Source organism: Rahnella victoriana (assembly GCF_021276285.1).
In the GTDB taxonomy this organism is placed as follows: Bacteria; Pseudomonadota; Gammaproteobacteria; order Enterobacterales; family Enterobacteriaceae; genus Rahnella; species Rahnella victoriana.
Genome location: NZ_CP089919.1, coordinates 2,016,545 through 2,041,931, shown reverse-complemented (window position 1 = coordinate 2,041,931; position 25,387 = coordinate 2,016,545). Strand labels below are relative to the sequence as shown.

The window sequence follows — 25,387 nt, the reverse complement described above, 5'->3', positions numbered from 1 at the left end:
AATAAACCCATGTCAGACATTTCAAAAAATCTTCCGGTGACGGATAAAAAACAACAAGGCTTCACCTTAATGGAGCTGATGGTGGTCATCGTCATTCTCGGCGTTCTGGCCGCTCTGGTTGTTCCCAATGTTATGGGGAATAAAGAGCGGGCCGATACTCAGAAAGCCGTCAGCGATATCGTCGCTCTCGAGAACGCGCTCGACATGTATAAGCTGGATAACCACCGCTATCCGACAACAGAACAGACACTGGATGCGCTGGTAACCTTACCTACGCTTAGCCCGGTGCCTGCGAATTACCGCAACGACGGCTACATCAAACGCTTACCTGCCGATCCGTGGGGCAACGAATATATGCTGCTCAGCCCGGGTGAACATGGTGCTATCGATGTCTTCTCCGCCGGACCGGACAGTGAACCGAACACGGCAGATGACATTAAAAACTGGGTTGAGAAGGATCAATAACCTTGTCTGCTGCTAAACAATCCGGCTTTACGCTACTGGAAATCCTGATGGTACTGGCGATCTTCGCCATTGCCGCGGGGGTAGTTGTCATGGTTTTACCTTCTGACAACGCCCAACTCCAGCGCGCTGAGAAAATGAAAGCGATGATGGAATATGCTTCTGAGCGTGCCGTGTTAGAAGGAAAACCCCTTGGGCTTTCTTTGACGGGCAGCGCCTACCGGTTTGTTATTTTGGGTAACGCGCTGCCGTTAATTCCTGACGCCAGCTAGCCGCAGTGGGCAGAGATGGATTCTGCCCGTATGCCGCTCACGGGTGAATTTACGCAAGAAGAAACCCTTTCCCTGACTCCGATGCCGCTCAACAAATCTGTCAGCCGTCCACCACAGATTGTTTTTATGCCCGACGGCACGCTTTCAGTATTTGAACTTAGCTACGCCCCTTCAGCGTCTGAACCGGCCTGTTGCAGCATCATTTCAGAAGGCCGATTGCCTCTGATTTTCACTGTCAAAAGGCCTGAAAAATAATGTGCATCCCGGTAAAACCCGACGCTAAAAATCAGCAAGGAATGACTCTGCTTGAGGTGATCATCGCACTCGCTATTTTCGCCACTGCCGCGCTGGCATTGCTGAACAGTATGAGTTCGCAGATGCGTGCAGCAGAGCATTTCCGCACCAGCCTTTTTGGGAGCTGGGTCGCCGAAAATACGCTGGCAGAAGCGCAGATCAAATCCGGAAAGAAAACAAAAGAACCCGTCACACTGGCGGGTCAGGAGTGGTTTGTTGATCAACAGCAACTCACTGATCGGGATAATAAAATTCGCCAGAATCGTGTTCGGGTTAAGCAATCTGAAGATGCCCGATCACCGCTCCTTTCCGTCAGCAGCTGGGCTCAGATATCGGCAGACAAGCCATGAGTAAAAACCGCACAGCCCGGCAGCAAGGCTTCACGCTGATAGAAGTCATGATTGCGATGGCGATATTTTCCCTGCTCAGCTTACTGGCCTATCAGATCCTCTCGGCATCAGTGAAAAACAGCGAAATAGCACAGGAACACACTGCGCGACTCAACGAAATCCAGACGGCGTTTTCACTGCTGGAACGTGACCTGATCCAGGTATTGCCAAGGCAAACGGAGGAAGAAGAGACGTACTTATCCGCGACGGAGACCTCACTGCGTTTTACCACCCTGGGAAGTTATCCGGCAGCAACCCCCTTATCTGCCAGCGATTTATCCCGGGTTGATTGGGCCATAATCGATCATGCGTTGAAGCGCAGCGCGAGCGCCCTGCCTTCCGCCCCTTTACCGGATGCCGCACCGCTCACTCCCGTGACCATGTTGACCGGCGTACGCACGTTGCACTGGCGTTTCTTTTCTGCCGGCTGGGCTGACAAATGGGATCAAGCCACCACGTTTCCTGCCGCTATCGAACTCGTTGTCACGCTGGATGATATGGGTGAAATACGCCGTTTGTTCCTCCTGCCTGCCGCACTTGAGGATACAAAGGCGAATACCGATGACAAAGCGCCGGAACAGACGGAACCCACTTCGGCAACGCCGGTTCCGATGAGCGGGGAGGCGCTTCAACAATGAATAAGCAACAAGGTGTGGCGCTGCTGATCGTGTTAATGATCCTGGCAATCATGGCGGCATTAGCCGCGAAAATGACGCTGCAATTTCAGGTCAGCCAGCAACGTCAGAGCTGGTTACTCAACCAGCAGCAGTTGCGCTGGCTGACCCTTGGCGCAGAAGAAATTGCCTTGCCCCGGCTTCGGAAAGAGCTGACCGAAAACGCATATAACAACAACCTGGATCAGTTTTCCATGCAGGAAGGGACGTTCATCGCACCAGACGGTTTCTCCGTAAACTATGTTGTCACGGATGGCCAAAACTGCTTCAACCTCAATAGCCTGCGCAATAACGAACCTGACACGAAGCTTGAGGACGAACCCTACAATACGCAGATATTGAAACAACTGCTGCTCGATGCACAGGCAACTTCCGTGGAAATTGACCGGTTCACCGACAGCCTCAGTGATTATCTGGATACAGATAACGACACCCGTACCGCCGGTGCCGAATCCGAGTATTACGAAACCCTGACGCCACCACGGGCTGCGGCTAACCAACGCCTTTTCTCCATGAATGAACTGGCTTTACTGCCAGACCTGCCTCTTTCGCCCCTGAAGCGGATCCGCACTCAGCTTTGCGCGCTTCCGGAAGAGTCTCAGCAAATCAATGTCAATACGCTGACCGAAGCGCAGGCTCCCCTGCTGAGCGCCTTATTTCTTGGCGGAATTAATCAGGACGATGCAATGAAATTAATCGCCGTACGGCCACGCAGAGGCTGGGTCTCTGTCGATGCTTTTCTGAAAGAGGTTAAAAAACAAAAGCTGACTCTCGACGTGCAAACCGGGGATTTGAAACCGCTGCTGACAGTGCGCAGCCAGTATTTCGTTCTGCACACACAGGGTCACTTTGAAGAACAGCAAAACACCATGAGCAGTTATGCGCACTTCAATCCAGAAGATTCAAAAATCACAATTTATCAGCGACGCTATCGGGTAATTGAGTAAATGGAACACCGTCAACCGGCCAACAGGCTGTTTATCAGAGCAGGCAGTACGCCAGAACGCTCACTTAACTGGTTCACTGAGCTGGCAGAAAATGATGAGGATATTCATCTTTTACCAGACGCTGAGCATTTATCAGAACTGGCCGCACAACCGTCGGCACAGAACGTTTCTCTGCTTATCCCCGCCAGTGAAGTCATTTTTCGTCAGGTCACAGTGCCACAACGTGCGGGTAAAAATACCCGGCAGATGATTGCCTGGCAGACAGAAGAAAGCATTGCCACGGATGTGGATACCTTGCATTGGGTTGAGCTGTACCGTCAGGAGCAAACACTGTATGCCGCCGGTATTGAAGCCGATTTTTTACGAAACTGGATACACCGTTTTCGTGATGCCGGCCTGACAGTCAGGCACGTTTATATAGATGCGTTACTGCTCCCTCTGCCTGAGGAAGGCTGGTCGGCCGCCCGTCTTGACCATCAATGGCTGCTCCGGCAGTCAGAATATTCGGGGTGTCTGGTCGAACAAGTATTACTTGATACGTTGCTGGCTATCGCAATGCCTGAAGTAGTGCACTATTACGGGCATGATCAGGAGATTCCTCCTGACTGGGTTCACGCAGAAGCGCCTTCCCACCCGCTGATTGTGATGAAAAATAATTGTCCATCCGCCGTGAATCTTCTTCAGGGCGAATTTGCCGTGCGCGAGGAAGATCCCGCCTGGGGCCGTCATCTGCAACGGATAGCGGCAGGTATGGTGATATTCACGCTGGTACTCATTCTCGGCAGCAAACTTTTCACATGGTGGCAGGTGTCGCAGCAAGAATCCGTGCTGAAAAACCAGATGCTGACCCTGCATCAAAGCGCGTTCCCTCAGGACAAGCACACCCGCAACCTGAAATTCTATTTTGAACAAAACATGAAAAAAGCGCCCACAGCCTTTCTGCCTGCGCTGGCAAAACTCACGGCTTATCAGGGACAAGTCCCGCAAATCGCCATCGATAAATTGGATTTCCAGCAGAAAACGAATCAGTTCACATTGCAGATCACGACCGATAACCGCGTGGCGATTGATGATTTTCTCAAAATTACCGCCAATGATTTTCACTTTGCTGTTTCCAACCTTACTACATCGGCAACAGGCGTGACTGCCACGCTGACTCAGCGGAGTAAATCATGAAACAGTGGTTGATGCTTAAAAGCGAAAGTGAAAGACGGCTGATACTGATCGCAGCCTGCCTGTTATTGATGGCTTTTATCTGGTTTGGTCTGTTAACCCCCCTCGATAATCAAATCGCCAAATCCCGGGTCATGGTCAACACCCAGCGTAACCAGCTGGAATGGATGGTGAAGCAAACTCAACGGCTTGGTGCACCTGCCGGAAAGAGAACGAGTAAGGAAAAGTTGACGGAAGCGATCAACACCTCAGCGGCCGGTTTATCCCTGCAAATGCCAAAAACGACACAGAATGAACAGGGCGTCACCTTCAGCGTGGGACAAATTCCTTACTCCACCCTGCTGCGCTGGCTTGAAATCCTCAACAAGGAATATGGCATTCAGGTCGTGGCCATCACGATAGTGACCGGTGGCGGACAATCCGGAAATGTCAGTGTTCCACAACTCACACTGCGTTAACGGGCAGATGACCTCAACAGGAAATTTTCATATGATTGTTGGCTGGCAGCAAATGGACTACATCACATCTTTGTCAGGTGGGTTTTATCACACCTGTGTCGCTATTTTCGGCTTGCTGTTGGGCAGCTTTCTCAATGTCGTCGTTTATCGCTTACCGTTGATGATTCAGCATGATGGCCAACAGGGTGAGTGTGGCTTTAACCTGAGCCTTCCCGCATCGCACTGTCCGGCCTGTAAACACCCGCTGCAATACTGGCAAAATATTCCGGTGCTGAGCTGGTTGCTGTTACGCGGAAAATGCCATTATTGCGCAGCCCCGATCGCGAAAAGATATCCACTGACGGAAGCCGGTTGTGCCGTCATGTTTCTGGGTCTCTCCTTTCTGTTTACCACACCACTGAGCCTGTTGAGTGCATTATTGCTGTTCTGGTTTCTTCTCGCCCTGAGCCTGATTGATCTGGCGACTTACCTGCTCCCGGATCGCCTGACCCTTCCCCTGCTCTGGGCAGGATTATTGATTCATTCGATTTCCGGTGAGGTAACACTTCAGGATGCATTATATGGCGCGGTCGCAGGCTATCTGGTGCTTTGGGTTTTGTACTGGGGAGTCAAAATCGTCAGTGGAAAAGAAGGGATGGGATACGGCGATTTCAAACTGCTGGCGGCGCTTGGCGCCTGGGTGGGCTGGCAGATGTTGCCGTATTTGTGCATTCTCGCCGCGCTTGCGGGGATCGTTTTTGCACTGGTGCGTGTGGGCCTTTATAAGATGTCAGAGCAAATCCCTTTCGGTCCTTGTCTGGCATTGGCTGGTGCGCTGGTTTACATCAGCCAGGAGAGCAGAACCATCTGGCTGATGTTTAGTTAACGCAGCAAAAATTACTGAGATTCTTCTTTGAGCTGAGACTGAATGTAATTCTGGATACCGATACGACCGATCAATTCCAGTTCAGTTTCCAGCCAGTCGATGTGATGTTCTTCATCGGCCAGAATAGTAATCATTAAATCGCGGCTGACGTAATCATGCACCGAGTCTGCGTAAGCAATGCCTTCGCGTAAGTCTTTCGCGCCTTCCAGTTCCAGAAGCAAATCAGACTTCAGCATTTCCTCAACATCTTCACCGATATTGAGTTTTCCGAGATCCTGCAAATTAGGAAGGCCTTCCAGGAACAGGATCCGCTCAATATAGATATCGGCATGCTTCATTTCATCGATGGATTCATGATATTCGATACCGTTGAGGCGCATCAGCCCCCAGTTTTTAAACATACGGGCATGCAAAAAATACTGATTGATGGCAACCAGTTCATTTCCAAGAAGTTTATTGAGGTGTGCAATGACTTTTTTATCGCCTTTCATAGGTAACTCCTCCGTTCCGGTATCTAAAGCGTAGATCCGGTTCAGAGTAAGTCAAAGAAAACACCTACTTTTTAGCGATGTATTTTCAGGCGATATTGTCGAATTGGGGTATCTGTTGTAATTCATCTTCCATTATCTGCCGCGCGACACGGACACACTTACCGCACTGCGTGCCCACCGGAACAAAATTTCTGAGCTGCTGAAACGTCTGAGGCTGATAACGACGAACTGCCTGCCGTATCGTTTTATCACTGACACTGTTGCATAAACACACGTACATAGAGACCACACTTCGAACAAAACCTGACCTAACTGTAAATGAGAATGGTTATTATTGCAAATGCAGTTTGCATACTTCTGAGAACAAATTTCAGGCAATAAAAAAGGGTGCCGAAGCACCCTTTTTATTTTGCAAAAATTATCAGCGATTAAGCGATAACTTTAGCAACAACACCAGCGCCTACAGTACGGCCGCCTTCACGGATTGCGAAACGCAGACCGTCATCCATCGCGATTGGGTGGATCAGGGTAACAACCATGTTCACGTTGTCACCAGGCATTACCATCTCAACGCCTTCTGGCAGTTCGATAGTACCGGTCACGTCAGTTGTACGGAAGTAGAACTGTGGACGGTAGCCTTTGAAGAATGGAGTATGACGACCACCTTCATCTTTGCTCAGGATGTACACTTCAGAATCAAACTTGGTATGTGGTTTGATTGAACCTGGTTTAGCCAGAACCTGACCACGTTCGATGTCTTCACGTTTGATACCACGCAGCAGAACACCAACGTTCTCACCAGCACGGCCTTCGTCCAGCAGTTTGCGGAACATTTCAACGCCAGTACAAGTAGACTTAACAGTGTCCTTGATACCAACGATTTCAACTTCTTCGCCAACTTTAACGATACCGCGCTCTACACGACCGGTAACAACTGTACCACGACCGGAGATGGAGAATACGTCTTCGATTGGCAGCAGGAATGGCTTATCGATAGCACGCTCTGGCAATGGAATGTAGCTGTCCAGTGCTTCTGCCAGTTCGATGATTTTCGCTTCCCAATTTGCATCGCCTTCCAGTGCTTTCAGCGCTGAACCTTTGATGACCGGGATGTCGTCGCCTGGGAATTCGTAAGCAGACAGAAGTTCACGAACTTCCATTTCTACCAGTTCCAGCAGCTCTTCATCATCAACCATGTCGCATTTGTTCATGAACACGATCATGTATGGAACGCCAACCTGGCGACCCAGCAGGATGTGCTCACGAGTCTGAGGCATAGGGCCATCAGTTGCAGCAACAACCAGGATAGCGCCGTCCATCTGAGCAGCACCGGTGATCATGTTTTTCACGTAGTCGGCGTGCCCTGGGCAGTCAACGTGCGCGTAGTGACGAGTCGGGGTGTCATATTCAACGTGGGAAGTGTTGATGGTGATACCACGAGCTTTTTCTTCTGGTGCGTTATCGATCTGGTCGAATGCGCGTGCAGAACCGCCGTAGGTTTTAGCCAGAACGGTAGTGATTGCTGCAGTCAGGGTAGTTTTACCGTGGTCGACGTGGCCGATAGTACCAACGTTGACGTGCGGTTTGTTACGTTCAAATTTTTCTTTAGACACGGCTATATTCCTTACTCTTGTGCTCTCCCTTCATAGAGAGAGCACGGGATCATTGTGTTTAAAACTGTGGCTTATTTGCCACGAGCTTCAATAACGGCCAGGGCCACGTTATTTGGCGCATCATCATACTTCAGGAATTCCATGGAGTAAGATGCACGGCCTTTGGTCAGTGAACGCAGCTGAGTTGCATAACCGAACATTTCGGAAAGCGGAACTTCAGCATGAATCACAACGCCAGTAGCGTTAGATTCTTGGCCTTTCAGCATACCACGACGACGGCTAAGGTCACCGATGACGTCACCAGTGTTCTCTTCCGGAGTCTCTACTTCAACCTTCATGATCGGCTCAAGCAGAACTGGTTTCGCTTTCTTAAAGCCATCTTTGAAGGCGATAGAAGCGGCCAGTTTAAACGCCAGCTCAGAGGAGTCGACGTCATGGTAAGAACCGAAGTGCAGACGCACGCCCAGATCTACTACCGGGTAACCGGCCAGTGGACCAGACTTCAGCTGTTCCTGGATGCCTTTGTCAATCGCGCCGATGAATTCACCAGGAATTACACCGCCTTTGATTTCGTTGACAAACTCATATCCTTTCGGATTTGTGCCAGGTTCTAATGGGTACATGTCGATCACAACGTGACCATACTGACCGCGACCACCAGACTGCTTAGCGTGTTTACCTTCAACATCGGTAACTTTAGCGCGGATAGCTTCACGGTATGCAACCTGCGGCTTACCGACGTTAGCTTCAACGTTAAATTCACGACGCATACGGTCAACCAGGATATCCAGGTGAAGCTCACCCATACCTGCGATGATTGTCTGACCAGACTCTTCATCAGTCCAAACGCGGAATGATGGGTCTTCTTTCGCCAGACGGCCCAGAGCCAGACCCATTTTTTCCTGGTCAGCTTTGGTTTTTGGTTCTACCGCAACGGAGATTACCGGCTCAGGGAATTCCATGCGTTCCAGGATAATCACGTTATCTGGATCACACAGGGTATCACCTGTAGTCACGTCTTTCAGACCGATCGCTGCAGCGATATCGCCTGCACGAACTTCTTTAATTTCTTCACGCTTGTTAGCATGCATCTGAACGATACGACCCAGACGTTCACGCTGAGATTTCACTGGGTTAAATACAGTGTCACCTGAATTGACGAGACCGGAATAAACACGGAAGAACGTCAAGTTACCCACGAATGGGTCAGTAGCGATTTTGAACGCCAGAGCAGAGAACGGCTCTGAATCGTCAGAATGGCGAACTGCCGGAGTGTCTTTACCGTCATCCAACAGACCGTTGATAGCTTCAACGTCAGTTGGTGCTGGCAGATACTCAACAACAGCATCCAGCATTGCCTGTACGCCTTTGTTTTTAAACGCAGAACCACAGGTAACCAGGATGATTTCGTTGTTCAGAACGCGCTTACGCAGAGAAGTTTTGATCTCTTCTTCAGTCAGCTCTTCGCCACCAAAGAATTTCTCCATCAGCTCATCAGAGCCTTCAGCAGCGGCCTCAACCAGTTTCTGACGCCATTCTTCAGCCAGTTCTTGCATGTTTGCAGGGATTTCTTCGTATTCGAAGGTAACGCCCTGATCAGCTTCGTTCCAGTTGATAGCTTTCATCTTCACCAGGTCAACAACACCGGTGAATTTCTCTTCCGCGCCGATTGCCAGTTGCAGTGGCACCGGAGTTGCGCCCAGACGTTTTTCAATCTGATCAACAACTTTCAGGAAGTTAGCACCCATACGGTCCATTTTGTTAACGAACGCGATACGTGGAACTTTATATTTGTTTGCCTGACGCCATACGGTCTCAGACTGTGGCTGAACACCACCAACAGCACAGTAAACCATTACCGCGCCATCAAGAACACGCATGGAACGTTCAACTTCGATGGTGAAGTCAACGTGCCCTGGGGTGTCGATGATGTTGATGTGGTGTGGTTCGAACTGCTTAGCCATACCTGACCAGAAACAGGTCGTCGCAGCGGACGTGATGGTAATACCACGTTCCTGCTCCTGCTCCATCCAGTCCATGGTAGCTGCGCCGTCATGAACTTCACCGATTTTGTGGTTTACACCGGTGTAGAACAGAACACGTTCGGTAGTGGTTGTCTTACCGGCGTCGATGTGAGCACTGATACCAATGTTACGGTAGCGCTCAATGGGTGTTTTACGAGCCATTTGATTCCTCTATAACTAGGACGTTCAAGTTCAGTTAACCCAAGCGGGTTGGCTTCTTGAAGCGCCCGCTTGGTTAGCATAACTACAGCGAAGTGATTACCAGCGGTAGTGGGCGAACGCCTTGTTGGCTTCAGCCATACGGTGAACGTCTTCACGTTTCTTAACTGCAGTACCTTTGTTCTCTGCAGCATCAGAAAGTTCGTTCGCCAGGCGGAGAGCCATGGATTTATCACCGCGTTTACGAGCAGCTTCAACGATCCAACGCATTGCCAGAGCATTACGACGAACCGGACGGACTTCAACTGGAACCTGATAAGTAGAACCACCTACACGGCGGGACTTAACTTCGACAGTCGGACGAACGTTGTCCAATGCGACTTCGAAAGCTTCCAGGTGGCCTTTACCGCTACGTTGAGCCAGGGTCTCAAGAGCAGTGTAGACGATTGCTTCTGCAGTAGATTTTTTACCATCTACCATCAGAATGTTGACGAATTTTGCCAGCAGTTCGGATCCGAACTTAGGATCTGGCAGGATTTTACGTTGACCAATGACGCGACGACGTGGCATGGAAATACTCCGTTGTTAATTCAGGATTGTCCAAAACTCTAAGAGTTTATTTTGACAGTAAAGTGAAAATGTTTGGCCTTACTTAACGGAGAACCATTAAGACTTCGGCTTTTTAACGCCGTATTTAGAACGAGATTGCTTACGATCCTTAACGCCTGAACAGTCCAGTGCGCCACGGACGGTGTGATAACGCACACCTGGCAAGTCTTTTACACGACCGCCACGGATCAGGATCACGGAGTGTTCCTGCAGGTTATGACCTTCACCGCCGATGTAGGAGGTAACTTCAAAACCGTTAGTCAAACGCACACGGCATACTTTACGCAGTGCGGAGTTTGGTTTTTTAGGGGTGGTAGTATATACACGAGTACATACGCCACGTTTCTGCGGGCAAGCTTCCAGCGCTGGAACGTTGCTTTTAGCAACCTTCGTAGAGCGTGGTTTGCGTACCAGCTGATTAATTGTTGCCATTAAAAAGCTCCTGGATTTTGGTTCATAAACTACTTTGTAAACGCGTGATAAATCGCCCCATAAAAAGCATTAGCTAATATGGGGACGCAGAATTTTAGGGCTGACCTAAGAGGGTGTCAAGAAATATACAGCACATCAGTGATTCACCATGCTGTTTGCTGGGCATGTTTCTCAGTCAGCGCGACGAATCCAGTATAGTCGATCAACGTGATTTTGTGCGAAATTTGACCAACCAATCCCCGGGCAGCTAAATCTTCGCTCAACACATAGACTGACTGCACCTGTTGAATCATCCGGTCACATGCCTCACTGCTATCCAGTGCGGCCAGTACGCCATCCTGCATCAGCAATAGTGCATCGTCCTGAGCAACCATATTAATAAGCAGTGAGAAATCACAATGTTGCGGGGAATGTGCAAGCGTAAAAAGCATGGAATATCCTGAATTAAAACGTCATTACCACATCATAATCGGCCAGTCGCCCGCGAATTTCAGCCACTGATAACGGCTCGACGTCCAGAACCCAGTCGTGTCCGGCAGACAGACCCCGCGTCTTCAAAGACGTTTCGCAAACGAAACACTGATCGACATCGTAAAGAGATAACACGCCGAACGTGGCAATATAATTACGCGCTAAAATTTTTTCCGGCTGCTGGGATGGCATTAACTGAAAAACGCCATCCGCCATGAAAAAGACACCAATGTCTTCGGTCAGGGCGGAGGTGGCCAGCAAGGCATCCAGTCCTTCACGGCCTGCGGACGTTCCATGCGGTCCCTGCGTGAACACAAACGCAATCTTTTTCATTTTTGTTCCCTGCCCTCACGCATCAGAACTGCACCAGACGGTCACAGGTCAGCGAGGCTTCCGCCAGACTGCCCAGCCCGGTCAGGGTAAAACCCGGTTGTAAATTTGTCTGCCCGTGCCCCTGATTATGGGCTTCCGTTTCGTCGATCACGCCACGGCGTAATGCGGCAGCAACACAGACATTGAGCGCCACCTGATAATCTGCCGCCATCCGTTGCCAGGAACGCACGAGATCGAATTCATCCGATGCGGGAGCAGAAAGCACATTGCCGTTGAGCACCCCTTCGCGATAAAAAAACACGCTGTCGAGCTGGTGATCGCTGGCGATCAGCGCGAGAGCAAACTGATAGGCGGCACTGGCTTGTTGCGTGCCATACGCAGGGCCGGTGACCAGCAGACAGTAACGCAGTTTCAACGTTCGTTCCCCACCAGATCACCGCTTTTAAACTGGCGGATATACAGGTAGACCGTGTGCTTGGAAATGTTCAGGCGATCAGCCACCTGGTTAATGGCATCTTTGATATCAAAAATACCCTTTTCATAAAGATTCAGTACCACCTGACGGTTCTTCGCATTGTTAGAAACGTTGCGGTCCGCGTTCACTTCTTCAATGGTGAATTCCAGCGTCTGCGCGACCAGATCATCGACGGATGACGCGAAGTTCACCGACGAGGCGACTTCCTGCGTCTCAGGCGGCATAAAGGTCTGAATGATTTGCGAGAAAGGCACGTCAAGATTCATGTTAATGCACAGCAGGCCAATCACACGCTGCTCACGGTTGCGGATGGCGATGGTGACCGACTTCATCAGCACACCGCTTTTCGCGCGGGTAAAATAGGCTTTGGACACATTGCTGTCCGCACCGGTCATGTCATGTAACATGCGCAATGCCAGATCAGTAATTGGTGAGCCGATCTTACGGCCGGTATGCTCACCATTAGCGATACGAACCGCCGAACATTTCAGGTCTTCCAGAGAATGCAGAACAATTTCGCAATGCTCACCAATCAGCATTGCCAGTCCATCCACCACGGCCTCATATGAAGACAAAATCTCATGATCGACCTGGCTGAAAGGACGTTGGTCCAGCAAATCCAGTTCGCCGGTTTCGCCAGTTATAAGCGAATTAGACATCGAAGCTACCACCCTCTATATCGCGCCTTCCAACGGGAGTCAGGACGCATTATTCATCATTTCAGGGTCGTTACTGTATCAAAAATACAGAAAAAACGGCCTTACGATTATATGGATCTGTGACGTTATGCCGGGGAGACAAAAGCGTCAAGTTATCATCATAGAGTAACCGCAACAAAAAGAGGGGCGGGTACAGAGAAAAGTGACGGGCGAAAAAAAACCGCCGCGTTAAGCGACGGTTTCCGAACAGTAACCCGACACCCACTTAGTTTGCTTTTGGTGCCGCTTCTGCTTCAGCAGGTTTCTCTGCTGCTTTAGGATCCGCTTTAGGCGCAGCTTTCACATCCAGCAGTTCAACATCGAACACCAGCGTGGAGTTAGCCGGGATCCCCGGGACGCCCGTTTTGCCGTAAGCCAGTTCCGGTGGAATGACCAGCTTGATTTTGCCGCCTTTCTTAATGTGTTTCAGGCCTTCGGTCCAGCCAGGGATCACACCGTCAAGACGGAAGGACAGCGGCTCACCACGGGTGTAAGAGTTATCGAACTCTGTACCGTCAGTCAGCGTACCTTTGTAGTTAACGACAACGGTATCGCTGTCTTTAGGCGCAGCGCCGGTACCTGGTTTTTCTACCTGATACAGCAGGCCGGATTCAGTCTTCTTCACGCCTTTTTCTTTGGCGAAATCAGCACGGAATTTGTCGCCTTTGTCAGCGTTAGCTTTAGCGTCTTGTTCCATCTTAGCCTGTGCAGAAGCTTTCACACGGCCTTCGAAGGTTTGCAGAGTCTTCTCGATTTCCTGATCAGACAGTTTGCTTTTGTTAGCAAACGCGTCCTGAACACCCGCGATCAACTGGTCTTTATCCAGTTTGATGCCCAGTTTTTCTTGTTCTTTCAGGGAGTTGTCCATGTAGCGACCCAATGATGCGCCGAGAGCGTATGCCGCCTGCTCGTCATCACTTTTAAACTTGGTCGTATCTGTTGCTGCCGGAGCAGCTGCAGCGGCTGGCGCAGGTGCAGCAGCGGCCGGTGCGGTGGCTTCAGCAGCCATAACCTGAGTGGCATTCAGGGCAAGCGCCATGGTGGTTGCCAGCAGAGTTACTTTAAACAGTGATTTCATCCATTTCTCCAGGACCAGAAGCGTATGACCTCTGGTAATAATTACGAAAGTTCGGCGGTTACTATAACTGTCCGTCTCACGACAAAACAATCTCTATACACGCCATTAGCGTCATATTCAGACCTTTTTTACATCAATTAGTTTCGTCGGGTCATGGAGAGCGAAGATAAAGCGCCGCAGAGGTCAGGTAATCAGAGGGGTTTACGGGTAGAATCGCCGGTCTACAATACAGGATGAGGTTCCGGTCAGTGCTCGACCTGATCAATTTGAGCCACACAGCGAGGAAATGATGATGAACTCAGATACCGTTGAACAACGTCTGGAGATGCTGGAAAACAAACTGGCTTTTCAGGAAATCACGATTGAAGAGCTGAATTTGATCGTCACACAGCATCAGCTGGAAATGAGCAGATTGCACGACCATCTGCGCCTGCTGACAGACAAACTGCGCGCCAGCCAGCCATCAATGATTGCCGATCAGTCGGAAGAAACGCCGCCCCCGCATTATTGATACGGATTGCGACGCAACAAAAAGGCGCCCTTGCGGCGCCTTTCGTTTATATCACTGTGCGGGCGATTAATGACAACCGCAGCCGCCGTTACCGCCGCAACCACCTTTCTTACCGTGGTCATGGTCATGGTCGTGATCATGGCTGTGACCGTGGCCACCGCAGCAACCGTCACCGTGTTCATGGTCGTGACCATGATCATGGCCGTGTTCGCCGTGAACGTGGCCATGAGCCAGTTCTTCTTCGGTCGCTTCACGGATTGCCACCACTTCAACGTGGAAGTTCAGGTTCTGGCCAGCCAGCATATGGTTGCCATCAACCACAACGTGATCGCCATCCACTTCAGTGATTTCGACAGGAACCGGGCCCTGATCGGTATCAGCCAGGAAACGCATGCCCACTTCCAGTTCGTCCACGCCCATGAAGACGTCTTTAGGGACGCGCTGAACCAGGTTGTCGTCGTAGTTGCCGTAAGCGTCATTCGCGCCAACATGCACGTCAAATACGTCACCGATGGCATGACCTTCCAGCGCAGTTTCCAGACCGGAGATCAGGGAACCATGGCCGTGCAGGTAATCCAACGGCGCGCTCACCGGAGATTCATCAACCAACACACCGTCTTCTGTACGTACCTGATATGCCACGCTGATGACCAGGTCTTTTGCTACTTTCATGATAACTCCTACCGTTGGAAACTCAATTTGTTGTCTGCGGGCGTTGCATAACGCACGCTACTTCGCTTAAGGCTAATTCAGTGACGGACGCCTTTCGATGAGATCATCCTGAAAAGCGTGACCGGATAAATTTGGCGAAGAGTGTAGCGGAAATCCGCGTCTCTGTACTAACAGCATAAAAAAACACGGGCGATAACGCTACTTCGGATCGAAAATACCAATCACCTGCTCTTCCGGGCGCAGCTTCTTACTGACCTGCGCATCCGTCTGACGCTGATGGTGTCCGCACTTCACGCACTCCACCACTTCAACCTGATCTTCCTGCCATAAAGCCAGTGTATCCATCGCCTTACATTTCGGACACACCGCGCCAGCGATGAACCGTTTACGGGTTGTAGCCATATTACTTCTCCAAAAATTGCCGACATTGCGTCCGGTCAGTTTTCGATCAACCACCGAAATTATTTTTCCGCGACCGGACTATTCGTCATCGTCCCAGCCATCAAGCTGGCGACGTTCGTTATGCATTTCACTCTGGAAAATGTCTTCCAGCTCGCGCCGGGCTTCTTTCACACGGGAAATCTGCGCCACATCGCCACGGTTTTGCGGTACCAGTTCACGCAACATGCGCATGTCGAGACGACGAAAATGCTGCTGCGCGCGGTACGCACTGTGCGGATGCATACCCAGCGTGACCAGTGCTTTCTTACCCAGTTCAAGCGCACTGGAAAAGGTCTCGCGGGAGAAATTCACCACGCCCGCCTGCAACAATTCGTGTGCTTCCACGCGTCCGCGTGCGCGCGCCAGAATATTCAGATGCGGAAAATGCTGCTGACACAAATGCACGATGGTCATGGTGTCCGCAGGCTCATCACAGGTAATCACAATCGATTTGGCCTTTTCAGCACCCGAAGCCCTGAGCAGCTCCAGTTCGGTCGCATCGCCGTAATACACCTTGTAGCCGTATGTGCGCATCAGCCCGACAGCACTGATATCCCGCTCAAGCACCGTAATGCGCATCTTGTTGGCCATCAGCAAACGCCCGATCACCTGGCCGAAACGGCCGAAGCCGACAATGATCACCTGAGGCTCATCATCCTGCACAAAATGTTTTTCGTCGCTTTCTTCACCGTCGTTGTAGCGTTTGACCAGGATCCGGTCGACCCACTGCATCAGCAACGGCGTGGTCATCATCGATATCGTCACCACCACCAGCAACAGGGAAAGCTGCGAGGAGGAAATCACTTTCTGCGCCCCTGCCGCCGAGAACAGCACGAAAGCAAATTCACCGCCCTGACTGAGCACCGCCGAAAATTGCAGCCGGACTGAAGTGCGCAAACCAAACACGCGGGACAGCCCGTATAACACCGCACCTTTCACCGTCACCAGAATAATCACGCCTGCCAGCACCAGCAAAATGTGGGTATACAGCACGCCCAGATTCAGCGCCATGCCGACGGAAATAAAGAACAGCCCGAGCAGTAAACCCTTAAATGGCTCGATAGCGATTTCCAGTTCGTGCTGATATTCACTTTCTGCCAGTAAAATCCCGGCAATAAAGGTACCGAGCGCCATCGAGAAGCCCAGCGTATCCATAAACAGCGCCGAACCGAGCACCACCAGCAATGCGGCAGCGGTAAACACTTCACGCACGCCGGAGGCCACAATCAGCCGGAAAATCGGCCGCAGCAGATAACGTCCGCCGATCAACATGCCGCCAAAGGCCAGCACTTTCAGGCCGATCATTTCCCAGTTATTGCTGCCTTCCGAACCGCCCGCGAGGATCGGGATCAGCGCCAGTGCCGGAATAACCGCAATATCCTGGAACAGCAGCACGGCGAAACCCAGCTGACCGCCTTCGTTACGCGTCATGCCTTTGTCGCGCATCAGCTGCAATGCCATCGCGGTGGAAGACATCGCCAGCCCGATACCGCCGATCACCGCCGCCTGCCAGGAAAACTTCGTCAGATATAACAAACCGCCAAGCACCAGCGCAGTCAGGACCACCTGCCCGGCGCCGACGCCAAAAATTTGCCGCCGCAGCGCCCACAGCTTTCCGGGGTTCAGTTCCAGCCCGATGATAAACATCAGGAAAACCACACCCAGCTCGGAGAAATGCAGAATTTCATCCACGTCGCGGATAAAGCCCAGCCCCCACGGACCGATGGCAATCCCGGCCAGCAAATAGCCCAGCACCGCGCCGATACCCAAACGTTGAGCCAGCGGGACGGCAACCACCGCAGCGAACAAAAACAGCAGGATGGCCGTCGGAATATTTGATACGTCCATCAGACGATCCCTCCGTGCGGCAACGGGGATTGCAGCCATTCACCGTAGGCTTCAGCATGGTTTTGCAACACATCGGGTTTCTGACGTCGCGCCCAGTAAATAATAATCGGCGTCATCCAGTGCATATGACACATCGCCGATGTCAGTTCGAACGGACGCATAATGTCGGACATCGGATAACGGTTATAGCCGCCCGCACGGTAGGCACCTTCCGGTTCGCCGGTGGTCACCACTGAACGCCAGTATTTGCCGTTGAGGGCATTGCCGCCGGCCCCGCTGGCAAAACCCCGCGCCAGCACGCGATCCATCCATTCCTTCAATAGCGCCGGGCAACTGTAGGTATAAAGAGGATGCTGAAAGACAATCACTTTGTGTTCGCGCAGCAGCTGTTGTTCGCGGTGGATATCAATAAAAAAATCAGGATAGTGGGCATACAAATCATGCACGGTGACATGTTCAAGCCGCTGTGCCTGTTGTAACAAAACGCGATTGGCGACCGAATCGGGTGATTCCGGATGGGCGTACAGCAGCAAAACCTTTGGTGGCTGCGACATCAATACCTCCAAAGCGTCGTCAGGGTGCGGTTTTTCCGTTACCATGCTTCGCAAAGACTAAATGGGACGCGATACGTCTTGTTTAAACGAATTTCATGACAATTTAACATACTCTCAACACGGCGCTTTATGATTGTTTTCTCCTCCTTACAAATCCGACGCGGCACAAATGTGCTGCTGGACAACGCGTCTGCGACCATCAATCCCGGCCAGAAAGTCGGGCTGGTGGGCAAAAATGGCTGCGGTAAATCCACCCTGATTTCGCTGTTAAAAGGTGAAATGAGCGCTGACGCAGGCAACCTGACCTTTCCGTCTAACTGGGCGCTGGCCTGGGTCAACCAGGAAACACCGGCTCTGGACGAGCCTGCGATAGAGTATGTTATCGACGGCGACCGCGAATTCCGCCAGCTGGAAGCACAATTACAACAAGCCAACGATCGGGATGACGGCCACGCCATCGCCACGCTGCACGGTAAACTCGATGCCATTAACGCCTGGACCATTCCGGCGCGCGCCGCCAGCCTGCTCAGCGGCTTAGGCTTCACACAGAATCAGTTGCAGCAACCGGTGAAATCCTTCTCCGGCGGCTGGCGTATGCGTCTTAACCTGGCGCAGGCGCTGATTTGCCGTTCTGATTTACTGCTGCTCGACGAACCGACCAACCACCTGGATTTGGACGCGGTCATCTGGCTGGAAAAATGGCTGAAAGGCTACACCGGCACGCTGGTGCTGATTTCCCATGACCGTGATTTCCTTGATCCGATCGTCGATAAAATCCTGCATATCGAACAGCAGTCGCTGAACGAATACACCGGTAACTACTCCTCTTTCGAACGCCAGCGGGCGACCAAACTGTCGCAACAGCAGGCATTATTTGAAAGTCAGCAGGAAAAAGTGGCGCATCTGCAAAGTTACATCGACCGTTTCCGTGCGCAGGCGACCAAAGCCAAACAGGCGCAAAGTCGCATCAAAATGCTGGAACGCATGGAACTGATTGCCCCGGCGCACGTCGACAATCCTTTTCATTTTAGCTTCCGCTCGCCGGAAAGCTTGCCCGATCCGCTGCTGCGGATGGAAAAAGTCAGTGCCGGTTACGGCGACACCACCATTCTGGAGTCGATCAAACTGAATCTGGTGCCCGGCTCGCGGATCGGCTTGCTGGGGCGTAACGGTGCCGGTAAATCCACGCTGATTAAATTGCTGGCTGGCACTATGCCGCCGCTTCAGGGCGATATCGGGCTGGCAAAAGGCGTCAAACTCGGTTACTTCGCCCAGCATCAGCTGGAATTCCTGCGCGCTGAAGATTCACCGTTGCAACATCTGGTGCGTCTGGCAAATAAAGAGACCGAACAGCAACTGCGTGATTATCTCGGCGGCTTTGGTTTCCACGGCGATAAAGTGACGGATCCGACCGGGCGCTTCTCCGGCGGTGAAAAAGCGCGTCTGGTGCTGGCGCTGATCGTCTGGCAGCGCCCTAACCTGCTGCTGCTCGATGAACCGACTAACCACCTGGATCTCGATATGCGACAGGCGCTGACCGAGGCGCTAATCGACTTCGAAGGCGCGATGGTGGTTGTGTCGCATGATCGCCACTTACTGCGCTCCACCACTGACGATTTGTATCTGGTTCATGGCGGCAAAGTGGAACAGTTCGACGGCGATCTGGAAGACTATCAGCAATGGCTGGTGGACATTCAGCGTCAGGAAAGCCAGCAGGATGCACCGGCCAAAGACGGCGGCGTGAACAGCGCGCAATCGCGTAAAGATCAGAAACGTCGCGAAGCCGATTTCCGCAACCAGACCCAGCCACTGCGCAAACACATCACCAAACTTGAAGCGCAGATGGAAAAACTGAGTACCGAGCTGGCGACCCTTGAAGAACGTCTGGCGGATTCCGCGATCTACGACATCAGCCGTAAAGCCGAACTCACTGAATGTCTGCAACAACAGACCAAAGTGAAAGGCGCGCTGGAAGAGACCGAAATGACCTGGCTCGATGCGCAGGAACAACTGGAAGACATGTCGAAGGCCTTTGATCTCGACTAGAAGTTCCCCCCTGTAACCGCCATCGTCCGTAACAGGCATGGCGGTTTATCTCTCCCCGCCGGGTTCACTGGCAGTCATGCGTGTTGCGCGTTAAAATCCTTTCATCTTTTCGATTGTGCAATCGATAACCGCCCAAAGTTAAAAGGATTATGACGTGACGGACATCTCTTCTTCGCAACCTTTGCCCGAACCTGTTTTATCATCCCAGCTCGCCACCGACCTGACCTCCGACGCCGGTGAATCTACCCCCGCTATCAGTGCAGAAGAACAACATAAAATTGAAGAGATTGCGGCACAGATCGACATTACTGATCCGGTGCTCTCGATTGCCTATGGTGCAAAAACCCTGAATGCCATGTCGCGCTTTAACGAATCGCTGATGCAGGAAGTGCGCGCCAAAGACGCGGGCGAAGTGGGTGCCCAACTGACCGACCTGCTGAGTAAAGTAAAAGGCATTGACCTGACGGTGTTCGATCAGAAAAAAAGCCTGCTGGCCTCTGTCCCGCTACTCGGAAAACTGTTTAACAAGGTCGAGCGGACGTTACTGGAATACCAGACGCTGGCCGGACAGGTGGATACGCTTTCCGAAAAATTGCAGAACACCATCACCGAACTGCTGCGCAATATCGCCACGCTGGAACAGCTTTTTATCCGCAACCGTGATTACTTCAAAGACATCAGCCTGCACATTCTGGCGGGCAAAAAGAAGATCGCGCAAATTCAGTCCGACGTGATCCCGGCGGCACAGGCGCGGGTGCAGGCTTCCGGCGATGCAATGGAAGCCCAGAATGTGCGGGATCTGGTCGAAGGTGTTCAGCGTTTCGAACGCCGCCTGAGCGACCTGATGCTGACGCGCACGCTGTCCATCCAGACCGCACCGCAAATTCGTCTGATGCAAAGCAACAGCCAGTCGCTGGCTGAGAAGATTCAGAGCAGCATTCTGACCACCATTCCGGTGTGGAAAAGCCAGATCGTGCTGGCGCTGTCGCTCAATTCCCAGCGTCAGGCGGCCAGACTGCAAAAAGATGTCGCCGACACCACCAATGCCATGCTGCGCCGCAATGCTGAGTTGTTGCAGACCGGTAGCATCGAAACCGCCACCGAAGTGGAACGTTCGATTGTGGACGTGGAAACATTACGGGATGTTCAGGGCCGTTTGCTGAGCACACTGGAAGACACCATGCAGATCGCCAGCAATGCCCGCACCCGCCGCGCGGAAGTGGAAAAAGAACTGGCCGCAATGGAGCAGGAACTGCGCAGCAAACTGGCATCGATTGCAGCGGAAAATAGCTCACAGAATAAAGTGACCGCGCAGTCATGAGGGCAATCAATCACAACACGGACATACTCAGCACCACCTATCATCAGTCACGGGGCGCGCAGATATTCCTCCATTTTCTGCTGTTGATAGCTGCCATTGCCTATGGAAAAGCGACCGCCAGCGGGTATCTCAACGTGGCGGACAGCGTTGTCAGGAAAGATCTGAGCGGCGCCTCTTCCGTTCTGGTGTGGATGTCCTTCATCCTGTTATTTCATACGTTTCTCTATGACCGCCTGAGCCTGTACTACAGCGTGATCATTGGCGCGATCTGGGCCTTCACGGGCGATGCCCTGGCGATCCCTTTCTGGATGGCCACTGCGGCACTGCTGCTCAGCTTAATCACGCAGTACCGTTTCCCTCTGACCGGGATGCTGCTGCCCTGGCTCATCGGCCTGATTTCCTATGCCGAATTTTACAGCTTCGCGCCTTATGCTGTTTTCTATGTGGCCTTTGTCATCGTGATGATCGGTTCCGTGATCCATCTGCGCAAAATCGAAAAACGCGACGCCGTGCCTTCCCCTGCGCCGGTGGACAACATTCAGCCCGTGCCGTTACGCCGCCGGGAACCGGTAAAAACGGAAAGCACACCGGTGGACACGCCGCGCGAAGACGTCTGGACGGAGGATAAACCGGTCAGAAAATCCACATCCTATATTCCCGACAGGCCGTTTGATCAGGACATTACACAGCTGGAAAACAAATCTGAGCTGAGCGACTTCCCGCAGGAAATCCGCAGCGAGATCGCCGAAATCGTCTCGTCAGCCCGCCGTATACAAAAATGTATGCAGGAAGATCCGAAAGATGTCACACCGGCCACCCGCTTCTTCCAGCGGTATTTGCCTGCCGTGAATACCTTCATCGACAAAGATCTGAATTTACGCCGCCAGCAGGCCGCGGATGCACCAACCCGTGCCCGGACGCTGCAAACCCTGAAAGACATCCGCAGCATGTTTGATCAGCAGCACCAGCGGCTGCTGGAAAACGATCAGCTTGAGCTGGATACCGAAATGGGTGTGCTGGATAATCTGATGAAAACCGACGGCTTCAAATAATCTGCCGCTGAAAGTCAAAAGCCCGCCCGGAATAAACCCGGCGGGCTTTTTTGTCAGTGCCGGATCGGCTTAGTGCCAGATCAGCAACACGCAGGCGGCGGTCAGAATGCCCATCGCGATATTGAAGGTGTACCACGCGCGTTTGCTGCGCAGCAGACGGCCAATCACGGTACCGAAGCCGAGCCAGATAATGCCGGACACCAGATTCACCAGGAACATGCCGAGGCTGATACCGGCGATGGAATGGTTATAGGCGGCACCGGCCAGACTGAAACTCGCCACCGCGCCCAGCCCCATCAGCCAGGCTTTCGGGTTGAGAAATTGCAGCAACCAGCCCTGATACATGCGAATGGGTTTCGGTGGCGGCGCGCCGGTTTCCAGTTTTTCATAAGCCGACGTGGCAATTTTCCATGCCAGCCACAACAGATACAGGCTACCGGCGATTTTGAGGAAAAGGTGTAACGCGGGATACACCGTGATCAGCCCGCCGACACCAAATGCGACCAGCAGCAATATACTTTGCATACCGAGCATAATGCCGACCATCAGCCAGATTGAGCGGAAGAAACCGAAGTTAGCGCCAGACGTGGTTAACAACATATTGTTCGGGCCGGGGGTAATGGCGGCGACCCATAAAAATCCGAGCATTGATAAAAATAAACCGAGTTCCATTTAATTTGGGTACTCCGACCCGAAAGATGTGCGATAGCATTGAAGCTATCAGCGTGATATTGATCGCACAAGAGCCTCTTAAGAGAAATTTATTCATCTTATGGTTGAATCCTTTCGCCCCCTGCGCGGGGCCAGTAATCCGCACCTCCAGACGCTGTTACCGCGGCTGGTGCGGCGGCATGCCAAACTCAAACCTCACTGGCAAAGGCTGGATACGCCGGACGGCGATTTTCTGGATTTAGCCTGGAGTGAAGACCCGGAACAGGCGCGCCATAAACCCCGCATGATCCTGTTTCACGGGCTGGAAGGCAGCTTCTACAGCCCCTATGCCCACGGGTTATTGCAGGCCTGGAAAGATCAGGGCTGGCTCGGCGTGGTGATGCATTTTCGCGGATGCAGCGGTGAGCCGAACAAACTGCTGCGCATCTACCATTCCGGTGAAACCGAAGATGCCCGTTTCTTCATCCGCTGGCTTAATGAAACCTATGGCGAAGTCCCGACCGGTGCGGTGGGTGTTTCGCTCGGCGGCAACATGCTGGCGTGTTATCTCGGGCAGGAAGGCGACACCTGTACGCTGAGCGCCGCCGTGGTGGTGTCCGCCCCGCTGATGCTGGAACCCTGCGCGTACCGGCTGGAGCGCGGTTCATCGCGCATTTATCAGCGATACCTGCTCGGTCAGCTCAAAGGCAATGCCACGCGCAAACTGGCGAAATATCCGGGCACCTTGCCCGTCACGCTGGCGCAACTGAAAGCCATGCGCCGCATTCGTGATTTCGACGACGCCATTACCTCGAAAGCTCACGGTTTTGCCGACGCGCTGGATTATTACCGCCGGTGCAGCGCCTTGCCGCTGCTGGCGCAGATCAGAACGCCGCTGCTGATTATCCACGCCAAAGACGACCCGTTTATGACGCCGGAGGTGATCCCGAAAGCGGAAGAATTACCGGACTGCGTCGAATATCAGCTCACCGAACACGGCGGACATGTCGGCTTTGTGTCCGGCAGTTTGCGCCATCCGCAGATGTGGCTGGAACAACGCATTCCGGCCTGGATCGCCCCGCATTTAGAGAAAAAGACAAAGGAAACCCTATTGTGATTATTCCCTGGCAGGAACTGGACGCCGAACTGCTCACCAGCGTGGTGGAATCCTTCGTATTGCGCGAAGGCACCGATTACGGCGAGCAGGAACGATCGCTGGAGCAAAAAGTCGATGACGTAAAACGTCAGCTGAAAAGTGGCGAGGTCGTACTGGTCTGGTCAGAACTGCATGAAACGCTGAACATTATGCCGCGCGGTCAGTTCCGCGCCGGACAGGAAGAAACCCCGCAGGACTGGTAAACACGATCATAAAATGGATTTGGACAGCCTGTCCCTCTGCGAATAATTATGGTAACAATGGGATTAATTATGCGCTTTGTTTCCGCCTGCCCTGAATGACCTGAAGGGCAATATGGCGTGACGTTTAAGGAGTAAGCCCGACTATGTCAGCAAAACATCCTGTTATAGCAGTTACCGGCTCCAGCGGAGCAGGCACCACCACCACCAGCCTGGCATTTCGTAAAATATTTCAGCAGCTTGGCCTGCGTGCCGCTGAGCTGGAAGGCGACAGCTTTCACCATTTCACCCGCCCTGAAATGGATGCGGCAATCCGCAAAGCCCGTGACCTCGGACGTCACATCAGCTATTTCGGGCCGGAAGCCAACGACTTTGGTCTGCTGGAAAAAAGCTTTATCGAATATGGCCAGAACGGCACCGGCCGCTCGCGCAAGTATCTGCATACTTATGACGAAGCGGTTCCCTACAATCAGGTGCCGGGCACCTTTACGCCGTGGCAGGCGCTGCCGGAACCGACTGACATTTTGTTCTACGAAGGGCTGCACGGCGGCGTTGTCGCAGACAAAATTGACGTTGCCGCACAGGTTGATTTACTGGTCGGCGTGGTGCCCATCGTTAACCTTGAATGGATCCAGAAACTGGTGCGCGATACCGGCGAGCGCGGACATTCCCGCGAAGCGGTAATGGATTCCGTGGTGCGTTCGATGGATGACTACATCAGTTACATCACGCCGCAGTTCTCGCGCACGCACATCAACTTCCAGCGCGTACCGACTATCGATACCTCCAACCCGTTTGCCGCTAAAGCCATTCCTTCACTGGATGAAAGCTTTGTGGTGATCCACTTCCAGGGGCTGGATGACATTGATTTCCCGTATCTGCTGGCGATGTTGCAGGGTTCGTTTATCTCGCACATCAAAACGCTGGTGGTGCCGGGCGGAAAAATGGGGCTGGCGATGGAGCTGATTATGGCGCCGCTGGTGCAGCGCCTGATGGAAGGCAAAAAGATCGAGTAACG

At 52.3% G+C, this 25,387-nt stretch carries 32 protein-coding genes; 16 read left to right on the top strand and 16 right to left on the bottom strand.

Annotated features, from left to right (window positions below):
- Positions 1-9 precede the first annotated feature (9 nt).
- Genes gspG through J9880_RS09340 form a run of 9 tightly spaced genes read left to right on the top strand, consistent with a single transcriptional unit; the run spans position 10 to position 5,534 of the window.
- A complete protein-coding gene (gene gspG / locus J9880_RS09380) occupies positions 10-465 on the top strand; it encodes a type II secretion system major pseudopilin GspG (RefSeq protein ID WP_119825242.1) in 456 nt (151 codons plus the stop codon).
- A 2-nt stretch (positions 466-467) separates the two neighbouring features.
- The gene (locus J9880_RS09375; RefSeq protein WP_232770369.1) at positions 468-734 is read left to right on the top strand and encodes a prepilin-type N-terminal cleavage/methylation domain-containing protein; all 267 of its coding nucleotides are present in this window, start codon (positions 468-470) and stop codon (positions 732-734) included.
- A 15-nt stretch (positions 735-749) separates the two neighbouring features.
- On the top strand, positions 750-989 hold the full coding sequence (locus J9880_RS09370; RefSeq protein ID WP_232770368.1) for a hypothetical protein: 240 nt from the start codon (positions 750-752) through the stop codon (positions 987-989).
- Positions 989-1,378 carry a type II secretion system minor pseudopilin GspI gene (gspI, locus tag J9880_RS09365; protein WP_232770367.1) on the top strand — a complete coding sequence of 130 codons (390 nt, stop codon included), beginning with the start codon at positions 989-991 and terminating at the stop codon, positions 1,376-1,378. The genes J9880_RS09370 and gspI overlap by 1 nt, the downstream gene beginning before the upstream one ends.
- Positions 1,375-2,055 carry a type II secretion system minor pseudopilin GspJ gene (gspJ, locus tag J9880_RS09360; protein WP_232770366.1) on the top strand — a complete coding sequence of 227 codons (681 nt, stop codon included), beginning with the start codon at positions 1,375-1,377 and terminating at the stop codon, positions 2,053-2,055. The genes gspI and gspJ overlap by 4 nt, the downstream gene beginning before the upstream one ends.
- Positions 2,052-3,038: a type II secretion system minor pseudopilin GspK gene (gene gspK, locus J9880_RS09355; protein ID WP_095923763.1), complete on the top strand. Its 987-nt coding sequence runs from the start codon at positions 2,052-2,054 to the stop codon at positions 3,036-3,038. The genes gspJ and gspK overlap by 4 nt, the downstream gene beginning before the upstream one ends.
- Positions 3,039-4,214, top strand: coding sequence for a type II secretion system protein GspL (gene gspL / locus J9880_RS09350; RefSeq protein WP_232770365.1), 1,176 nt, complete (start codon positions 3,039-3,041; stop codon positions 4,212-4,214). It abuts the gene before it with no gap.
- Positions 4,211-4,669 carry a type II secretion system protein GspM gene (gene gspM, locus J9880_RS09345; RefSeq protein ID WP_095923765.1) on the top strand — a complete coding sequence of 153 codons (459 nt, stop codon included), beginning with the start codon at positions 4,211-4,213 and terminating at the stop codon, positions 4,667-4,669. Before gspL ends, gspM begins: the two co-directional genes overlap by 4 nt.
- 31 nt (positions 4,670-4,700) lie before the next feature.
- Complete coding sequence (locus J9880_RS09340; RefSeq protein ID WP_269812098.1) at positions 4,701-5,534, top strand: prepilin peptidase; 834 nt, start codon at positions 4,701-4,703, stop codon at positions 5,532-5,534.
- An 11-nt stretch (positions 5,535-5,545) separates the two neighbouring features.
- On the opposite strand, the gene bfr is transcribed toward J9880_RS09340, so the two are convergent.
- The 11 genes from bfr to fkpA all read right to left on the bottom strand — a co-directional run bounded on the left by bfr (position 5,546) and on the right by fkpA (position 13,917).
- Positions 5,546-6,025, bottom strand: coding sequence for a bacterioferritin (gene bfr / locus J9880_RS09335; protein WP_014333589.1), 480 nt, complete (start codon positions 6,023-6,025; stop codon positions 5,546-5,548).
- Between the two features lie 85 nt (positions 6,026-6,110).
- Entirely contained in the window at positions 6,111-6,305 is a 195-nt protein-coding gene (gene bfd / locus J9880_RS09330) for a bacterioferritin-associated ferredoxin (RefSeq protein WP_014333588.1), read from the bottom strand.
- Between the two features lie 148 nt (positions 6,306-6,453).
- Complete coding sequence (gene tuf / locus J9880_RS09325; RefSeq protein ID WP_095923767.1) at positions 6,454-7,638, bottom strand: elongation factor Tu; 1,185 nt, start codon at positions 7,636-7,638, stop codon at positions 6,454-6,456.
- Between the two features lie 71 nt (positions 7,639-7,709).
- Positions 7,710-9,824: an elongation factor G gene (gene fusA, locus J9880_RS09320; protein WP_013573669.1), complete on the bottom strand. Its 2,115-nt coding sequence runs from the start codon at positions 9,822-9,824 to the stop codon at positions 7,710-7,712.
- A 96-nt stretch (positions 9,825-9,920) separates the two neighbouring features.
- Positions 9,921-10,391, bottom strand: a complete 471-nt coding sequence (gene rpsG, locus J9880_RS09315; protein ID WP_005969574.1) for a 30S ribosomal protein S7 — start codon at positions 10,389-10,391, stop codon at positions 9,921-9,923.
- A 96-nt stretch (positions 10,392-10,487) separates the two neighbouring features.
- Positions 10,488-10,862, bottom strand: coding sequence for a 30S ribosomal protein S12 (gene rpsL / locus J9880_RS09310; protein WP_013573668.1), 375 nt, complete (start codon positions 10,860-10,862; stop codon positions 10,488-10,490).
- A gap of 143 nt (positions 10,863-11,005) precedes the next feature.
- Positions 11,006-11,293 carry a sulfurtransferase complex subunit TusB gene (gene tusB, locus J9880_RS09305; RefSeq protein ID WP_119825258.1) on the bottom strand — a complete coding sequence of 96 codons (288 nt, stop codon included), beginning with the start codon at positions 11,291-11,293 and terminating at the stop codon, positions 11,006-11,008.
- A gap of 13 nt (positions 11,294-11,306) precedes the next feature.
- Positions 11,307-11,666, bottom strand: coding sequence for a sulfurtransferase complex subunit TusC (gene tusC / locus J9880_RS09300; RefSeq protein WP_095923769.1), 360 nt, complete (start codon positions 11,664-11,666; stop codon positions 11,307-11,309).
- A 22-nt stretch (positions 11,667-11,688) separates the two neighbouring features.
- On the bottom strand, positions 11,689-12,081 hold the full coding sequence (gene tusD, locus J9880_RS09295; protein WP_408637225.1) for a sulfurtransferase complex subunit TusD: 393 nt from the start codon (positions 12,079-12,081) through the stop codon (positions 11,689-11,691).
- Positions 12,078-12,800 carry a helix-turn-helix transcriptional regulator gene (locus J9880_RS09290; RefSeq protein ID WP_013573664.1) on the bottom strand — a complete coding sequence of 241 codons (723 nt, stop codon included), beginning with the start codon at positions 12,798-12,800 and terminating at the stop codon, positions 12,078-12,080. The genes tusD and J9880_RS09290 overlap by 4 nt, the downstream gene beginning before the upstream one ends.
- 265 nt (positions 12,801-13,065) lie before the next feature.
- Positions 13,066-13,917: an FKBP-type peptidyl-prolyl cis-trans isomerase gene (fkpA, locus tag J9880_RS09285; protein ID WP_095923771.1), complete on the bottom strand. Its 852-nt coding sequence runs from the start codon at positions 13,915-13,917 to the stop codon at positions 13,066-13,068.
- A gap of 292 nt (positions 13,918-14,209) precedes the next feature.
- On the opposite strand from fkpA, the gene J9880_RS09280 reads away from it, so the two are divergent.
- Positions 14,210-14,428: a protein SlyX gene (locus J9880_RS09280; RefSeq protein ID WP_095923772.1), complete on the top strand. Its 219-nt coding sequence runs from the start codon at positions 14,210-14,212 to the stop codon at positions 14,426-14,428.
- A 66-nt stretch (positions 14,429-14,494) separates the two neighbouring features.
- Here the strand turns inward: J9880_RS09280 and slyD are convergent, their stop codons facing one another.
- The 4 genes from slyD to kefG all read right to left on the bottom strand — a co-directional run bounded on the left by slyD (position 14,495) and on the right by kefG (position 17,943).
- The gene (gene slyD / locus J9880_RS09275; protein WP_095923773.1) at positions 14,495-15,100 is read right to left on the bottom strand and encodes a peptidylprolyl isomerase; all 606 of its coding nucleotides are present in this window, start codon (positions 15,098-15,100) and stop codon (positions 14,495-14,497) included.
- A gap of 198 nt (positions 15,101-15,298) precedes the next feature.
- Positions 15,299-15,502, bottom strand: a complete 204-nt coding sequence (locus J9880_RS09270; RefSeq protein WP_013573660.1) for a YheV family putative zinc ribbon protein — start codon at positions 15,500-15,502, stop codon at positions 15,299-15,301.
- A 78-nt stretch (positions 15,503-15,580) separates the two neighbouring features.
- Positions 15,581-17,389, bottom strand: coding sequence for a glutathione-regulated potassium-efflux system protein KefB (kefB, locus tag J9880_RS09265; RefSeq protein ID WP_095923774.1), 1,809 nt, complete (start codon positions 17,387-17,389; stop codon positions 15,581-15,583).
- A complete protein-coding gene (gene kefG / locus J9880_RS09260; protein ID WP_095923775.1) occupies positions 17,389-17,943 on the bottom strand; it encodes a glutathione-regulated potassium-efflux system ancillary protein KefG in 555 nt (184 codons plus the stop codon). The genes kefB and kefG overlap by 1 nt, the downstream gene beginning before the upstream one ends.
- A 129-nt stretch (positions 17,944-18,072) precedes the next feature.
- Here kefG and J9880_RS09255 point away from each other — a divergent pair, with 129 nt between their 5' ends.
- The 3 genes from J9880_RS09255 to J9880_RS09245 all read left to right on the top strand — a co-directional run bounded on the left by J9880_RS09255 (position 18,073) and on the right by J9880_RS09245 (position 22,362).
- Positions 18,073-19,989, top strand: a complete 1,917-nt coding sequence (locus J9880_RS09255) for an ABC transporter ATP-binding protein (protein ID WP_232770364.1) — start codon at positions 18,073-18,075, stop codon at positions 19,987-19,989.
- Between the two features lie 154 nt (positions 19,990-20,143).
- A complete protein-coding gene (locus tag J9880_RS09250; RefSeq protein WP_408637224.1) occupies positions 20,144-21,310 on the top strand; it encodes a toxic anion resistance protein in 1,167 nt (388 codons plus the stop codon).
- Positions 21,307-22,362 (top strand): 5-bromo-4-chloroindolyl phosphate hydrolysis family protein, encoded by a 1,056-nt coding sequence (locus J9880_RS09245; protein ID WP_119825264.1) that lies wholly within the window; start codon positions 21,307-21,309, stop codon positions 22,360-22,362. The genes J9880_RS09250 and J9880_RS09245 overlap by 4 nt, the downstream gene beginning before the upstream one ends.
- Before the next feature lie 69 nt (positions 22,363-22,431).
- Here J9880_RS09245 and J9880_RS09240 read toward each other — a convergent pair whose 3' ends face one another.
- A complete protein-coding gene (locus tag J9880_RS09240) occupies positions 22,432-23,034 on the bottom strand; it encodes a LysE family translocator (protein ID WP_095923778.1) in 603 nt (200 codons plus the stop codon).
- Positions 23,035-23,134: 100 nt separating this feature from the next.
- On the opposite strand from J9880_RS09240, the gene J9880_RS09235 reads away from it, so the two are divergent.
- The 3 genes from J9880_RS09235 to J9880_RS09225 all read left to right on the top strand — a co-directional run bounded on the left by J9880_RS09235 (position 23,135) and on the right by J9880_RS09225 (position 25,385).
- Positions 23,135-24,130, top strand: a complete 996-nt coding sequence (locus J9880_RS09235; protein ID WP_119825266.1) for a hydrolase — start codon at positions 23,135-23,137, stop codon at positions 24,128-24,130.
- Positions 24,127-24,372 carry a YheU family protein gene (locus J9880_RS09230; protein WP_013573654.1) on the top strand — a complete coding sequence of 82 codons (246 nt, stop codon included), beginning with the start codon at positions 24,127-24,129 and terminating at the stop codon, positions 24,370-24,372. The genes J9880_RS09235 and J9880_RS09230 overlap by 4 nt, the downstream gene beginning before the upstream one ends.
- Positions 24,373-24,515: 143 nt before the next feature.
- Positions 24,516-25,385 (top strand): phosphoribulokinase, encoded by an 870-nt coding sequence (locus J9880_RS09225; protein WP_095923780.1) that lies wholly within the window; start codon positions 24,516-24,518, stop codon positions 25,383-25,385.
- Positions 25,386-25,387 lie beyond the last annotated feature (2 nt).